Origin of the sequence: Acetobacterium wieringae (assembly GCF_023700225.1) — a bacterium.
Taxonomy (GTDB): Bacteria; Bacillota; Clostridia; order Eubacteriales; family Eubacteriaceae; genus Acetobacterium; species Acetobacterium wieringae.
On record NZ_CP097897.1, the window covers coordinates 2734837 to 2748307 of the forward strand.

Here is a 13471-nt window from a genome sequence, read left to right on the forward strand (position 1 = left end):
GAGCATCTCGCAAGCTAACTTTGATTACTTGGACAGATGCTCTTTTTATTTCTTGTAAAAAAAACGCCCGCCTAATTAACTTTTCCACCTCGACAACCGAAACTTAATTTATTCACGCCACATCCATGGTATAATGACACAAAATACTATTTAAGGATTATCGATGAAAACAATTGTTATTACTGAAAACGAAAGCAACCAGCGACTGGATCGCTTTCTAAAAAAACTGATGCCCCAAGCCTCCACCGGATTTCTCCAGAAGATGCTGCGAAAAAAGCGGATCAAACTAAATGGTCAAAAATCGGAGCCATCCACAGCAATTACCGCTGGCGATGTGGTTTCGATTTACTTCGCAGAAGAAACCATTGCCAATTTCCGGGCTGCTACACCACCAAAAAAATTAGATAAAAACAGTCCTCAACTCGATATTATTTTTGAAAACACTGATCTGCTGGTACTTAATAAACCCGTTGAACTGCTTACTCAGCCAGATAAATCCGAGGAATCGTCACTGATTGACCATGCCGTTAGCTATCTGATAAAAAAAGGTGATTATGACCCTAAAACCAATTTAACCTTCACCCCCGCCTGTGCCAATCGATTGGATAAAAATACGACCGGAATCATCCTGGTTCCCAAGAATTATAAAACCCTTCAAGCGGTCAATTGTGCCATCCGGGAAGATCGCACCGAAAAGATCTACTTCACCATCGTAACCGGAAAACCCAAGGCTACCGATGAAATTATTGGCTATTTAAAAAAAGATGGCGATAAAAACTCTGTTACCTTCTCGACACAGCAAACCGCTCCAACCGATAAAAAGGCCGTCCTGAACTACGAAACTCTGGCTTGTCACGGTGACTATGCCTTGTTAAAAATCATTTTAAAAACCGGCCGTTCCCACCAGATTCGGGTTCAACTTTCAGCCATGGGTTTGCCGATAGTCGGCGATCCCAAATATGGCAATCGTCTGCTTAACAGCCGTTTATATGAAGAATTCGGCCTAAAAAGCCAATTGCTCCACAGCGCCCGGTACACCCTGCCTGACATGAATAAAACCTTTACCGCCCCGCTCCCACCGGTTTTTGAAAAAGCCTTAAAACGCTTTGGCTTTAAAGACCCCTTTCTATCGGAGCAATAAACATGGGTTACTGGAACAGCCGGGGGCTGCGGGGCAGTCAGCTAGAGGAAAACTTAAATATCACCAATAAAATCTATCTGGAGCAGGGGCTGGCGGTCGTTCAAAAAATTCCTACTTCCATCAAACCAGTAGAGTTAGATCCTACTAAAGGAACCATTAAACTGGCCTATTTTGAAGAGAAAAGTACCGTCGACTATCTGGGCAACATCCAGGGAATTCCGGTCTGCTTTGATGCTAAGGAAACCAGCCAGAAGCGATTACCGATTGCCAATATCCATCAGCATCAGATGGAATTTATGGAAGCCTTCGAGAAACAGGAGGGGTTGTCCTTCCTGATTGTCCATTTTAAATTCTGCGACGAAACCTTCCTGCTGCCCTTTGATATTCTAAAAACCTATTGGGATCATGCCCAGCATAGCGGTCGCAAGTCGATTCCCTACGGGGACTTCGACCAGAATCTGCGGATTTATCCCTACCATAATATTCTCCTTCATTATCTGGAGGCTATTAACCATTATCTTACCAGAAAGGAAAAATAACAATGAAAAAAATTGCCAGCTTCACCATCAACCACCTGGATTTACTACGAGGAGTCTATATCTCCCGAAAAGATTATTGCGGCGATCATTGCATCACCACCTTTGACATCCGGATGAAAGAACCCAACCGCGAACCAGTCATTAACAACGGCGAACTCCATGCCATGGAGCACCTGGGCGCAACTTTTCTGCGCAATGACCCGGTACTCAGTGACGAAATTGTCTATTTTGGACCAATGGGCTGCCGCACCGGCTTCTACCTGCTGATGAAAGGCGAACAAACTCCAGCCGATATCATGCCCTTGATTATCAAGTTATTTACCTTTATGGCCGATTACCAGGACGAGATTCCCGGTGCCTCACCCCGGGATTGCGGCAACTATCTGGATATGAATCTCCCCATGGCCCGCTATGAAGCCCGGAAGTTTCTAACTGAAATTCTTGAAAAAATCCAACCAGAAAATATGATTTATCCAGAATAAACCCAAAAAAAAGCCCGGTGGGCTTTTTTTATTTGCGAGCTTTTGAATCTGTTGCCTTTTCTAATTTTTTGTTGTCATTTTTGCCTTTACCAAGCATTTTTTCAAACAATTTTTCCGATCCTGATTTGCGTTCACTCATTTGCTTTTCATGGAGTCGGGTGAATTTATTGATTCTGCCAACCCAAGTTTTTGCATCCGCAATCATCTTGCTGTCATCAGGATTTGGGATAACGGCAGTCCATTCCTGAAACAGCTTGCCGTTTCGGGTTAAGGCTTCATAATTAATCGCCAGGACCTTGTACATTTTTTCACCATTGTCATAATTCTTCAGCTTGGCCTGCGCTTTCGTCCATTTATGAAACCGTCCCATAATATAAGCGCTGTCTTCGTGGATAATCGTGACATAGGGTTTAACCAGGGCCCTATATTTAAAGCTCTGCGGAAAGACAATGGTGAACAATACTGACATGGTAGCAAAGAATCCAAAAAAAACAAATCCCAGCCACTTTGATCCTTCAGACAGCATGATTACCAGCAAAATCGAGATAACCAGTTCGATTCCCAATAAAACCCAGATCTTTTTCTTTTCGGAATTTTTCTGGATCTGGTTTAACTCGCCAATAAATCCCTCATATTGAGCTTCATCGTATTCCCAGACCAACGCCTCGTCTTTTTTTGCCATAAACGCTTCAAACTGGCGATACCGGCGGTAGAAAAAGATGGCATAACCCAGCGAAAAAACAATAATCACCACACCTACATAGGTAAAGTAAAACTGATAGCTTACCACCGCTTTTATCACAAATGGAACAAAAATAATAGCGATCCCTAAAACAGCGACGATTAGAGCAATAATAATATTCTGTTTTTCAGGATTTTTAATTTCCAACATACCTTTTCACGACCTTTTCAATTTTTAGTTTATTTTTATTGGACAAGACGTATATCGATGTCCTAAATGTGTTTGAATTTTTCTCTGACCTCAACGATTTGGCCACAAGTCATACTGCCTTCTGGGCAGGGGCCTTCGACACAGCGGGGTCCGCCATTTTTAAAGAGTAAGGGGGCCACTTTTTTACATTCTTTAAGCATTTGGGTAGCCAGTTCCCGAATTTCCCATTGGGCCCGATTGCAACAACGCTGATTAAAGAAATGCAGCAGTTCCCGGGTATTCATGGTGGTCACAATTTTCGTTTCACAGGCATTGGGCAAAACAAATCGGGCATCTTCGATTCCCTGCTTTTCAGCCGCCATCGCAGCCTGTTTTTCTGAAAGCCCTGCTGCCATCAACTCTATTGTGTATTTTTCAATAAGTCTTTGGGCCAGTGAGTCGTAGGTCTTCTGAGCATTTTCCATTCCTTCCACAAAGATCTTTTCGCCATCCGGCAGAGCTTTAATTTCCGGAGGAATCACATAACTAAACTGACCTTCAGCTACATAGCGTTGCGATTTCTGACTGAAGCTGGCCATCCGATGGCGCACCAACTGATGGGTTAAGGCCCGGCTAACCCCTTCAATGGCAAAGGTAAAGCTGGCATGTTCGATGGGCGATGCGTGGCCCATGTCCATCAAACGGGTTAAGAAGCGCTCCACATTATCATCGGTCAAGTCATCCATGATCTCACCGGCACCGGCTTTGGAATAACATAGTTTGGCCGCTGCCGCCACTAATTTCTCAGGATCCGGGGTGTGTTGAATCAATGTTACACTTAATCTTGTCTCCATAAGATTCTCCTTTCATTTAAAAACACTTCTGATTATTTTCAACATGTTTGGGAACGATAATATCTCATTATAACATTTTTCCAGTGAAAGTACAGTTCATAAACGGCATCTTAAAAATTTGCAAGTTAATCACCAATTCTTTCCCTATGGTGACAACTATTTCTATTCAGATTTAGCTGCTTCTTGGATATAATTGTCAAAATGAATTGTTCAACCAGAAGATGGAGGTACCCCTATGTTTGGCAATCTTGATACCGTCCCTGAATTATTGAAAAATTATCAGTACAAAACTGGTGAAAAACATAAATTTCTGGGTGATTATTATCGCCTGATGATTGAAGAATCCCCCACCACCGGAGTGGTGATCAACAACTATAACATGGTTCTTAATGTCCAGGATGTTTCGTCCCTTTCCCATAAAGAATTTGTTCTGGATATGTGGTACCGGGAGCAGGCCCGGGAAATTTTTGTCGAGGCCATGGCCGCTGCCATCATCAAAGCGGCGCCCTATCAAATCCGTTTTCCCGACCTGAAAATCTATCGGCTGGACAACCGCTGGGGCGCCTGTTCACCTAAAAGTCAGCGGGTGATCCTGAATCTGGAGCTGATTAAGACCCCCAAGGAATGTATTGAATACATTGCTCTCCACGAGATGCTTCACTTCCGTTTTCCCAATCATAATCTTTCCTTCTACGGGGCCCTGGGCACACTGATGTCGGACTGGAAAGAACGGGAAGACATGCTCAACCGCAAATATCGCTTAACTTAAACCAAAACAAGATCTGTCTCGTGCGACAGATCTTGTTTTTTTTACCTTTTAATTTTTAGTGCTCCGTTGCCAGCATCATTTTGTGTTTGGCATTCATCCGTTTGGCAATTAATACCAGAATAATCAGCCGCAATATTAATGCCCAGGGTGATGATAAAGGCCAGGTTATAACTACCACCGCTTTTTTCTACGGCATAGGCCGCAATTTGCGGTCCAATAAAGGCCCCGATTGATAGGCCGGTCATGACCACCCCATAGTTCATACTCAAGTTTTTGATCCCAAAGTTATCAGCCGTAATCGACGGGAATAATCCGAAGACACCGCCATAGCTGGCTGCTATCAAACAGATCCCTACCATAAAAAGCGGTAAGTCTTTGGTAAAATACAAGGCCACCAAGCCAGCACCACTTAAAGCAAACATACACATCAGGGTATTGTAGCGTCCAATTTTGTCCGAAATGGTTCCCCAGACAACCCGTCCGGTGGCATTTGCCAAGCCGATAAAGCCAACCGCAAAAGCCGCCTGTTCAGGCGATAAGCCAACCATCACCTGGCCAATCGGTGACGCCTGACTGATAATCATTAATCCGGAGATACAGCCCAGCACCATCAATCCCCAAATCACATAAAAATCAACCGTTTTTAACATATCCCGGGTGGTGACATCACCACTACTCTGATTTGCTGCCGCAGTGGTCGCCTTGTTATCGATATCCGATACTGGCGGAGGCGGCAATAAAGATCCCCAACACCAGGATCACTCCGGCAAAGATCAAACCCAAGGTCTGGAAGGCCCCCAACACGCCTTGGGCGGCAATAAACTGTACCGCCACCGGAGCAAAAATCAGCGAACCGGCACCAAAACCTCCGGCTGTCAGGCCCCCAGCCAATCCTTTGTGTTCCGGAAACCATTTAACGGTATTGGAAACGGTAATGGAGTAGATCAGTCCAATTCCCGATCCGGCAATTAAGCCATAGGTAATATAGATCTGATAAACGGTGGTGATCATGCCACTTAAGTAAAGGCCCAAACCGAACAGCACCCCACCTAACAAGACGACCACCCGCACCCCGAAACGTTTTACCAGCGGCCCGGCAAAAATCATTGCAATCGGCAAAACAAATAAGTTGATGGTAAAGGCCATTGATGCCTGGGAGGGCGTCCAGCCAAAATCGACCTGTAACGGTTTTGAGAAAACACTCCAGGCGTAAGCAAAGCCAATGCACAAGTTGATCACAATGCTGACAGCCAGGATCAACCATTTTTTATTGTTATTCATATTCTTTCCTCTTTAATCTTTCTAAGTAATTTCGATATGTTCCCATTCGATGATGTTTAAAATTGTCCCTTCGGTGAGTTGCTCAATCTCAGAAACAGTAACCCCTGGTGCCAGTTCTTCCAGATACAAACCGTCTTTATCCACCCGAAACACCGCCTTATCGGTGATGATCATATCCACGACCCCAGCGGCGGTTAAGGGCAGGGTGCATTTTTTTCTGATTTTCGGGTTGCCGTGCTTGTCGGTATGGGTCATCGCCACAATCACGCGTTTGCAACCATACAGCAAATCCATGGCACCACCCATTCCCGTTAACAGCTTCCCGGGAATTTTCCAGCTGGCAATGTTTCCGGCTTCATCAACTTCCAGAGCCCCGACCACCGTCATATCAATATGTCCACCGCGAATCATCGCAAACGAGGTGGCCACATCAAATACCGCACCACCAGGCAGCATGGTAATCGGCTCGGCACCAGCATTGGCAATATCCGGATTGCTTTCACCCCGTTTTGGTTTAGGCCCAAACATCAGGCCGCCATTTTCGGTCTGAAGAAACACCCGGGTTCCTTCTGGAATATAATTGGCCGATTCCGTCGGAATGCCGATTCCCAAATTGACATACATTCCGTCTTTAAATTCTTTAGCGATTCTTCTGGCTATATAATTTCTAGGCATCTTGGAACCTCCTATAATTTATTTGTGGCAATCCACATTTTTTCATAAATCGTCTTACGTGCTTCATAACTGTGTCCCTGAACAATATAGTCCACAAAGATTCCCGGTGTCCCAATTTGTTCACAGGCAATCTCGCCAATCTCGACAATCTCATCCACCTCAGCAATGACAATGTCGGCAGCCGTGGCCATAATCGGATTCGTATTACTCATTCCCTGATATTGCAAATTTCCCAAAGGGTCAGCCCGATAGGCTTTAATTATCGCCACATCAGCCCGGATCGGCTTAAATAACAGGTAAGGTTTTCCATCGACGGTAATTTTTTGTGCCATCGCTTCGACCTCTGTTCCCATCCCCACCGGTGTGACAACAGCACCCAATCCGGCACCACCAGCGCGCACCCGCTCCACAAAGGTGCCCATGGGGCTTAACTCCAGTTCCACTTCTTCACCCACAATTTGTTTGATCAAATTGGGATCAGTTCCCACATGTGATGTCACGTATTTGATAATCTGATGATTCACAACCAATTTGCCGACATCCACACCGCCACCCCGATACCCGGCGCCAATACTGATGACGGTCAGGTCCTTAACGCCAGCTGCTGCTATTTCATCGATCATTTTTAGTGGAACAGCAGCCCCTAAAAATCCTCCGATCATAACAGAAGATTGATCAACAATTTTTTTTACGGCTTCTGCTGTCGTAATTTGTACTGCCATTACAATGACCTCCTTTTGCATGTAATAATTACCCAAATCATTTAAGATGGTTCCTCAATTTAACACGAAACCGCTCAATTGAAACGAGAATTTTTTTGACTGATAAATGGAATTTTTCATACTATTTCTCTAGGGTTAAATCCAATATATTTTAAGCGTGTCTTTGAGATATTAATGTTACCCTTATATTCGTATTTGGAGTGTCTTTAATCCACTTCAAGAACTATCTTATAAGTAAGCATTCGCTGAATAATATCTGTTCATTAAGACTTATTAAGTATTTTAAAGATTTAGTTCGATTGTTTAAAATTTTATGATTTTTTTACAATTTATATAACGATATTTTACTCATGTATGTCTTATTTAGTCAAAAAAAGAAGAAGACTGGATAAAATAGCGATGCTATCTTTTCCAGCCTTCTTTTGGTAAACTCTTTATTTTCACTTATTAAAGTCAACATTAATCACATCAATTGACTGATCCGTTACCGATCATACATGCATTTTCTTTTTTAGCATTCTCCGGGTTTTTTCCGGAATCCGATGATAAATCGTCTGGAGCAGGCCAATGATGCAAAGGCCCGAGACCGCTACAATCAATGACCAGGTTAATTGGACTTCCCCCAGTACATTTAAGCTGACAATTCCATCAATGCCGATTGCCAGTACAATCACAAAAAGAATCAGGTTGGTGGGAATAAAAATGAACTGACTTTTATGCCGGGTGTGTTTCAGAATAAAGCAAAACAGGCTGACATCCAGATAAAGCAGGGTGGCAATCGGAAAGGCATAACTTAAAAACCAGTTGGTTTGGCTTCCACCAATCATATAAACAAACAGGCAGGTAATCACCACGGTAATATAGGCTCCCAGAAAATTATAGTTCGGTTTGAGGTAACCCATGGCAAAAAAGACAATGGCAAAAATGCTGAGATCCGCCAGGGCGATATATTTCAGCAAAACATGATTCCAGGGATAAACCAGATAGATGACGCCAATAATCACCATAATGCTGGCCGCAATAATCGTAATCGAAAAAAACGCCTGATTCTTTTTTCCCAGATGATCTTCTTCATAGGTATTGATCGCCTGAGGATATTTACTGTCCTGAGAAAAAATTCCATCATTGACATCCGGAACGGGAAAGTCGCAAAGCGGACAGTTTTTCACATCATCTTCAACTTCAACACCACATTTTGGGCAATAGGCCATGATTCTCACCTCTTATTCGTTTCAATTTTTACCGGAATTCCCAGCTGTCTGATTTTTCCAAAAAAGATCTTTTCAATGACCGTTTCTCCAGTGGTTTTGCCAAAACACAGGGCCAGCCGATTCTCATAACTGACCGTTACCATCTTTAGTCGGCTTTCAGCGCTGGGGGAAGGAAAGACTTCAAAACTCTTCACATAGGGGCGCAGCTCTTCCGGAACCGTGACCACCCCCAAATTGGATAAACCACTGGTATAGCCCCGCTCGCCATAACGTTTATAGACAAGAGGCATCAGCAGCTTTTTTACCCACAGGGGAATGATCCGAAGAAAGATCAGTTGTTCATTGCGTACATTACGGGAAATATAGCGGTTAATATGCTTCCGATTCATATATAAACCCATATAGCCTTTGATCTGCTCAATAATCTCCGCCCGGGTATAATAGCCCAGGGCCAGATCAATCTCCGGATTAAGACTGATAAAGAAATTTCGCAGTGTAATCGAAGGAAACATCTTTCGCAAATCGACCGGTACATTGATGGCAATCCGTTGGCGCCGCTTTTTTTCTCACTGATTGGCAGCTCCATAATATATTCCTGAATACTTTCAAAGTAAAGAGCCAGAATAAACTGGGTCAGGGTACAGCCATGACGCTTAGCCAGATCCAATAAGGGCGCTACCGGCACAAAGCCTGTCAGCAACAAATACTCCCCCTTATCCAGCAGTTCAAAGGGAAAATGAAAGACCTTTTTACTACCCGGCGGCGGCGGTACATTTTCTTCATAATAGACCTTAAAGGAGTCTTCAAACTCGCCCGGGTCGACATCCGTATCGATATCCATGGCTTTACCCAGGTCTTTTGGGATAATTGCCTTTAGTAACTTAAAATACTCAATGATCAGCGTTTGCAGAAAGGTCAGGCCACCGCTACCATCACAGATGCTGTGATTAAATTCGACATGGAGGTATTTTTTATAATAGAGCACCCGAAAGGGAAAGGTCTTGCCCTGCCGCTGTCGCATTGTTTTACAGGGATAATAGGTTTCTTCCTCTACCCTTGGTATCGCCTCGGTGTGTTCATAGTAGTACCAGAAAAAACCACGTTTTAACGTCACCTGAAAATAGGGAAACCGATGAATAATCTGTTCCAGCGCTTTTTGTAATGTCACTGGTTGTATTTCTTCTGATAATTCCACTGTCATCCGGTATACAGTAGTGATTCGTGATGAGGCAATGGCCGTGTAGAGGACACCCGCGTTATCCAGCGAATAAAAACTCTTCTTGGAATTCTTTTCTTCCATGGTCAACCTCCACCTCGAAGAAAGTTCTTTCGAAAGCTGCGCAAAAAGTCGTCAAACTGATCCTTTTCCACCACCAGGGTAACATCCACTGCCACCAGTGAACAGACCCCAATACTTTCCTGTCGCTCTGGCGACAAGGTTACCTGCCAGCCCGCACCGGTATAGCAATCTTTCCCAATTGTTTCGGCTTTCTTTCTCAGATAACGGTCAAATTCCCATTTGGGAATCCCCCGCATATATAACGTTTTTTTAATAAATTGATCGCCACTTGGCACGTTGGCTGTTAATATATCTGATTCGGTCATCGTTCCACTCATTTCTAACTATATTTTAATTTTCTGATTATTTGGCAGAATTATTTTACCATATCCGGCTTAAGTAAACGATGTAATTCGTAATTCTCTCCACTTTCGGTTGTCAACTTTCGCAACTATCTTTCATCTTTCAGTGACCGACAAGTAAAAATATTGCCAATCGATTACATCAACTGAGCGACTTTGTTAAAAAAATGGTTAAATTTTTTCTCTTTACTTTTTTGTTGATTTCACCAACTTTTTTTGATTTTTTTATCCGCAAATTTCCAGCCAATCGATACTTAGAACGTTTAAGAATACGTTATATTACCCTTGTAACCTGCCCCGTCCCATGTTAAAATACACCCAATTAAATATAACAGAGTAGACAAGATGCGTAAAGTGTTAGAGGATGGGAAGTTGCCTTTAAACGAAATGAACTCATTGCGATATCTTGTTGCTTCCGCTGGACCCCTTAACAACCAATTAAGGGTTGCGGAAGCATTGCTTAAAACATTTTGTTTTATTTAAGTAATGCTTTTTTTATTTGGTTTTAGTAAAAACCATTCCGGATCAAATTGAAGTTGATTCGGCGATAGGAGAAAAATGATTGATCAAAAGAAAATCCAAGAAGCTGTCACAATGATTCTAGAAGCCATCGGCGAAGATCCCACCCGGGAAGGCCTGGTTGAAACCCCTGCCCGGGTTGCCCGGATGTATGCAGAAATTTTTTCAGGTCTGGGCCATACTGCCGAAGTTCACCTGGCCAAAACCTTTGCCGTAAAATCAGATGATATTGTCATTGAACGGGACATTCCCTTTTATTCGATGTGCGAACATCACCTGTTACCCTTTTACGGTAAGGTTCACATTGCCTATATTCCCAATGGTCGAGTTGCCGGGCTGTCTAAACTGGTTAGAACAGTTGATGTCTATGCCAAAAAACCACAGCTTCAGGAAGTATTAACCACCGAAATTGGTGAAGCCGTTATGGAATACCTGCAAGCCCGCGGCGTCATGGTTATCGTTGAAGCCGAACATCTCTGCATGAATATGCGCGGCGTCAAACGTCCCGGCACCCGTACCGTTACTGCGATGCAAGCCGGTATATTTGAGCATAACAAGGAGCTCAAAGACGAAGTCCATAAACTTTTAAGCATCAAATAGGACGTGGTTAATGGATCAGTTAAAAAATACCAACACCCTTTTTCACATGAATGATTATCAGAATTATCTAAAAAAAATAGAAACCTGTGAGGTCAATCGACCGTTTTGTCGTCATGACATCGACCATTTTTTATCAGTCGCCCGCATTGCCAGTATCAAGACTATGGAAGCCGGACTAAACTTCTCCCGGGATCTGATTTATACCACCGCATTGCTCCACGACATTGGTCGTTTTGTTCAATATCAGGACAAAACACCCCATGAAATCGCCTCTCACCAGTTGGCAATTCCCCTGCTGAAAACCCTTGATTATACTGACGATCAAAATAATCTGATCCTGGAGGCAATCCTTAATCATCGTAATCCAAAAGCCCAGGGATTCAGTAAACTAGTTTATCAAAGCGACAAATTATCCCGGGCCTGTTTTTGCTGCCCGGTTGAAACCGAATGTGATTGGTCACGTGAAAAGAAAAACCTGACCATTGTTTATTAAAGGAGTATTCATGCGAATTGGCAATAAAAATTTTGACTTAAGCAATCAGGTCCTCATTATGGGGATCTTAAACGTTACCCCCGATTCATTTTCTGACGGCGGCAAATTCAATAACCTGGATGCCAGCCTGAGGCAGGTAGAAAAAATGATCCTCGATGGTGCTGATATTATTGATCTTGGCGGCGAATCGACCCGTCCCGGTCATACTCAAATCAGTGATGCCGAAGAAATCGAGCGAGTCGTTCCAATGATCGAAGCAATCCGCCAGCGCTTTGACATTCCCATTTCCATTGATACCTACAAGGGGTCTGTTGGGGCAGCGGCCTTAGCGGCTGGTGCCGACATGGTCAATGATATCTGGGGCTTTAAATATGATCCGTCCCTGGCCGAGTTTACTGCCAAATACCAGGTTCCCTGCGTCCTGATGCATAACCGTAATAATCAAACCTACCAACATCTGATGGGCGATATCATCCGCGATCTGCAGGAATCCATTAACATTGCCCTGAAAGCCGGTATCTCCCGGGATGCCATTATCCTCGACCCTGGCATTGGCTTTGCCAAGGATTATGCCCAGAACATGGAAACAATGCACCACCTAGAAGACCTGCAAAGTCTGGGCTATCCGATTCTGCTGGGCACCTCCCGCAAAGGCTTTATCGGCCTGACCCTGGATCTGCCGGTAACCGAACGGGTGGAGGGCACTGTGGCCACCACGGTTATCGGGATTATGAAAGGCGCCTCGATTATTCGAGTTCATGACGTCCTGGAAAATAAACGGGCGGCACAAATGACCGCCAGTATTCTGAAAGGAGCACCATGGACAAACTCTATATAAAAGACTTTGAGGTCTTTGCCTATCACGGGGTTTTCCCCGAAGAAAAAACCCTGGGCCAGAAATTTCTGATTTCTGTAACTCTATCTCTGGATATGCAGGAGGCGGCCCTCACCGGCGATTTGACAAAATCCGTTCATTATGGCGAACTCTGTCATGCCCTGGAGATCGAATTTAAAAAAGAAAGCTACGACCTGATCGAAACCGCTGGCGAAATGCTGGCGACCTATGTTTTAAAACACTACCCGATGGTTAAACATGTCAGCATTACCATTAAAAAACCCTGGGCCCCGATCCTTAAATCGATGGATACCGTCGCCATTGAAATAAACCGTGGTTGGCACCAGGCCTTTATCGGACTGGGCACCAATATGGGCGACCGCAATCTAAATCTAAGCGAAGCCATTACTGCCATAAAAAGTACCCCTGGCATTGAAGGACTGATCCAATCCACAATTATCGAAACCGAGCCCTGGGGCTACACCGACCAGGATGCTTTTCTCAACTGTGTGTTGAAAATTAGAACCACCCTGCCGCCTCCTGTCCTGATGAACCGGCTGCTTGAGATCGAGCTGGAACTTAAACGGGAACGAACGATCCACTGGGGCCCCCGGACTATTGATCTGGATATTTTATTTTACGACAATCTGATCAGTGATGATCCCCATGTGATTCTCCCCCATCCCCGGATTCAGGAACGAACTTTTGTAATGGAATCAATGGCTGAAATTGCGCCGTACTTCGTCCATCCCTTGCTCAATATACGAATGATCGAATTGTTTAACAATTTAAAAAATGCATAAAAAAAGAGGCCATCTAAGGATAACTTAGGGCCTCT

General features: G+C 43.9%; 18 protein-coding genes and 1 riboswitch. Of the genes, 8 read left to right on the top strand and 10 right to left on the bottom strand.

The window, feature by feature from the left end:
• The first annotated feature begins 163 nt into the window (after positions 1–163).
• Genes CHL1_RS13335 through CHL1_RS13345 form a run of 3 tightly spaced genes read left to right on the top strand, consistent with a single transcriptional unit; the run spans position 164 to position 2162 of the window.
• Positions 164–1141: an RluA family pseudouridine synthase gene (locus tag CHL1_RS13335; protein WP_250933396.1), complete on the top strand. Its 978-nt coding sequence runs from the start codon at positions 164–166 to the stop codon at positions 1139–1141.
• A 2-nt stretch (positions 1142–1143) separates the two neighbouring features.
• Positions 1144–1680, top strand: coding sequence for a Holliday junction resolvase RecU (locus CHL1_RS13340; RefSeq protein ID WP_070372492.1), 537 nt, complete (start codon positions 1144–1146; stop codon positions 1678–1680).
• A 2-nt stretch (positions 1681–1682) separates the two neighbouring features.
• Positions 1683–2162 (top strand): S-ribosylhomocysteine lyase, encoded by a 480-nt coding sequence (locus tag CHL1_RS13345; RefSeq protein WP_250933398.1) that lies wholly within the window; start codon positions 1683–1685, stop codon positions 2160–2162.
• 28 nt (positions 2163–2190) lie between these two features.
• On the opposite strand, the gene CHL1_RS13350 is transcribed toward CHL1_RS13345, so the two are convergent.
• Entirely contained in the window at positions 2191–3054 is an 864-nt protein-coding gene (locus CHL1_RS13350; protein WP_250933400.1) for a hypothetical protein, read from the bottom strand.
• A 62-nt stretch (positions 3055–3116) separates the two neighbouring features.
• Positions 3117–3887 carry an FAD-dependent thymidylate synthase gene (gene thyX, locus CHL1_RS13355; protein ID WP_228882642.1) on the bottom strand — a complete coding sequence of 257 codons (771 nt, stop codon included), beginning with the start codon at positions 3885–3887 and terminating at the stop codon, positions 3117–3119.
• 235 nt (positions 3888–4122) lie between these two features.
• On the opposite strand from thyX, the gene CHL1_RS13360 reads away from it, so the two are divergent.
• Positions 4123–4656 carry a M48 family metallopeptidase gene (locus CHL1_RS13360; protein ID WP_070372488.1) on the top strand — a complete coding sequence of 178 codons (534 nt, stop codon included), beginning with the start codon at positions 4123–4125 and terminating at the stop codon, positions 4654–4656.
• A 41-nt stretch (positions 4657–4697) separates the two neighbouring features.
• Here CHL1_RS13360 and CHL1_RS13365 read toward each other — a convergent pair whose 3' ends face one another.
• The 8 genes from CHL1_RS13365 to CHL1_RS13400 all read right to left on the bottom strand — a co-directional run bounded on the left by CHL1_RS13365 (position 4698) and on the right by CHL1_RS13400 (position 10150).
• Positions 4698–5393 carry an MFS transporter gene (locus tag CHL1_RS13365; protein ID WP_250933402.1) on the bottom strand — a complete coding sequence of 232 codons (696 nt, stop codon included), beginning with the start codon at positions 5391–5393 and terminating at the stop codon, positions 4698–4700.
• Positions 5362–5937, bottom strand: a complete 576-nt coding sequence (locus tag CHL1_RS13370) for an MFS transporter (RefSeq protein WP_250933404.1) — start codon at positions 5935–5937, stop codon at positions 5362–5364. The genes CHL1_RS13365 and CHL1_RS13370 overlap by 32 nt, the downstream gene beginning before the upstream one ends.
• A 21-nt stretch (positions 5938–5958) precedes the next feature.
• On the bottom strand, positions 5959–6612 hold the full coding sequence (locus CHL1_RS13375; protein ID WP_250933405.1) for a 3-oxoacid CoA-transferase subunit B: 654 nt from the start codon (positions 6610–6612) through the stop codon (positions 5959–5961).
• Between the two features lie 11 nt (positions 6613–6623).
• The gene (locus tag CHL1_RS13380) at positions 6624–7334 is read right to left on the bottom strand and encodes a CoA transferase subunit A (RefSeq protein ID WP_148636707.1); all 711 of its coding nucleotides are present in this window, start codon (positions 7332–7334) and stop codon (positions 6624–6626) included.
• Positions 7335–7825: 491 nt separating this feature from the next.
• Positions 7826–8545, bottom strand: a complete 720-nt coding sequence (locus tag CHL1_RS13385) for a hypothetical protein (protein ID WP_228882641.1) — start codon at positions 8543–8545, stop codon at positions 7826–7828.
• A 5-nt stretch (positions 8546–8550) separates the two neighbouring features.
• Complete coding sequence (locus CHL1_RS13390; RefSeq protein ID WP_250933407.1) at positions 8551–8934, bottom strand: hypothetical protein; 384 nt, start codon at positions 8932–8934, stop codon at positions 8551–8553.
• Positions 8931–9845, bottom strand: a complete 915-nt coding sequence (locus tag CHL1_RS13395) for a hypothetical protein (protein ID WP_250933409.1) — start codon at positions 9843–9845, stop codon at positions 8931–8933. Before CHL1_RS13395 ends, CHL1_RS13390 begins: the two co-directional genes overlap by 4 nt.
• A gap of 2 nt (positions 9846–9847) precedes the next feature.
• A complete protein-coding gene (locus CHL1_RS13400) occupies positions 9848–10150 on the bottom strand; it encodes a MoaD-like domain-containing protein (RefSeq protein WP_070372482.1) in 303 nt (100 codons plus the stop codon).
• Positions 10151–10516: 366 nt separating this feature from the next.
• Positions 10517–10609, top strand: a riboswitch (THF riboswitch).
• A gap of 138 nt (positions 10610–10747) precedes the next feature.
• On the opposite strand from CHL1_RS13400, the gene folE reads away from it, so the two are divergent.
• Genes folE through folK form a run of 4 tightly spaced genes read left to right on the top strand, consistent with a single transcriptional unit; the run spans position 10748 to position 13436 of the window.
• The gene (folE, locus tag CHL1_RS13405) at positions 10748–11305 is read left to right on the top strand and encodes a GTP cyclohydrolase I FolE (protein ID WP_175440967.1); all 558 of its coding nucleotides are present in this window, start codon (positions 10748–10750) and stop codon (positions 11303–11305) included.
• A 10-nt stretch (positions 11306–11315) separates the two neighbouring features.
• Positions 11316–11798, top strand: coding sequence for an HD domain-containing protein (locus CHL1_RS13410; RefSeq protein WP_070372480.1), 483 nt, complete (start codon positions 11316–11318; stop codon positions 11796–11798).
• A gap of 10 nt (positions 11799–11808) precedes the next feature.
• Entirely contained in the window at positions 11809–12636 is an 828-nt protein-coding gene (gene folP, locus CHL1_RS13415; protein ID WP_250933411.1) for a dihydropteroate synthase, read from the top strand.
• Positions 12618–13436, top strand: coding sequence for a 2-amino-4-hydroxy-6-hydroxymethyldihydropteridine diphosphokinase (gene folK, locus CHL1_RS13420; RefSeq protein WP_250933413.1), 819 nt, complete (start codon positions 12618–12620; stop codon positions 13434–13436). Before folP ends, folK begins: the two co-directional genes overlap by 19 nt.
• The last annotated feature ends 35 nt before the right edge of the window (positions 13437–13471 follow it).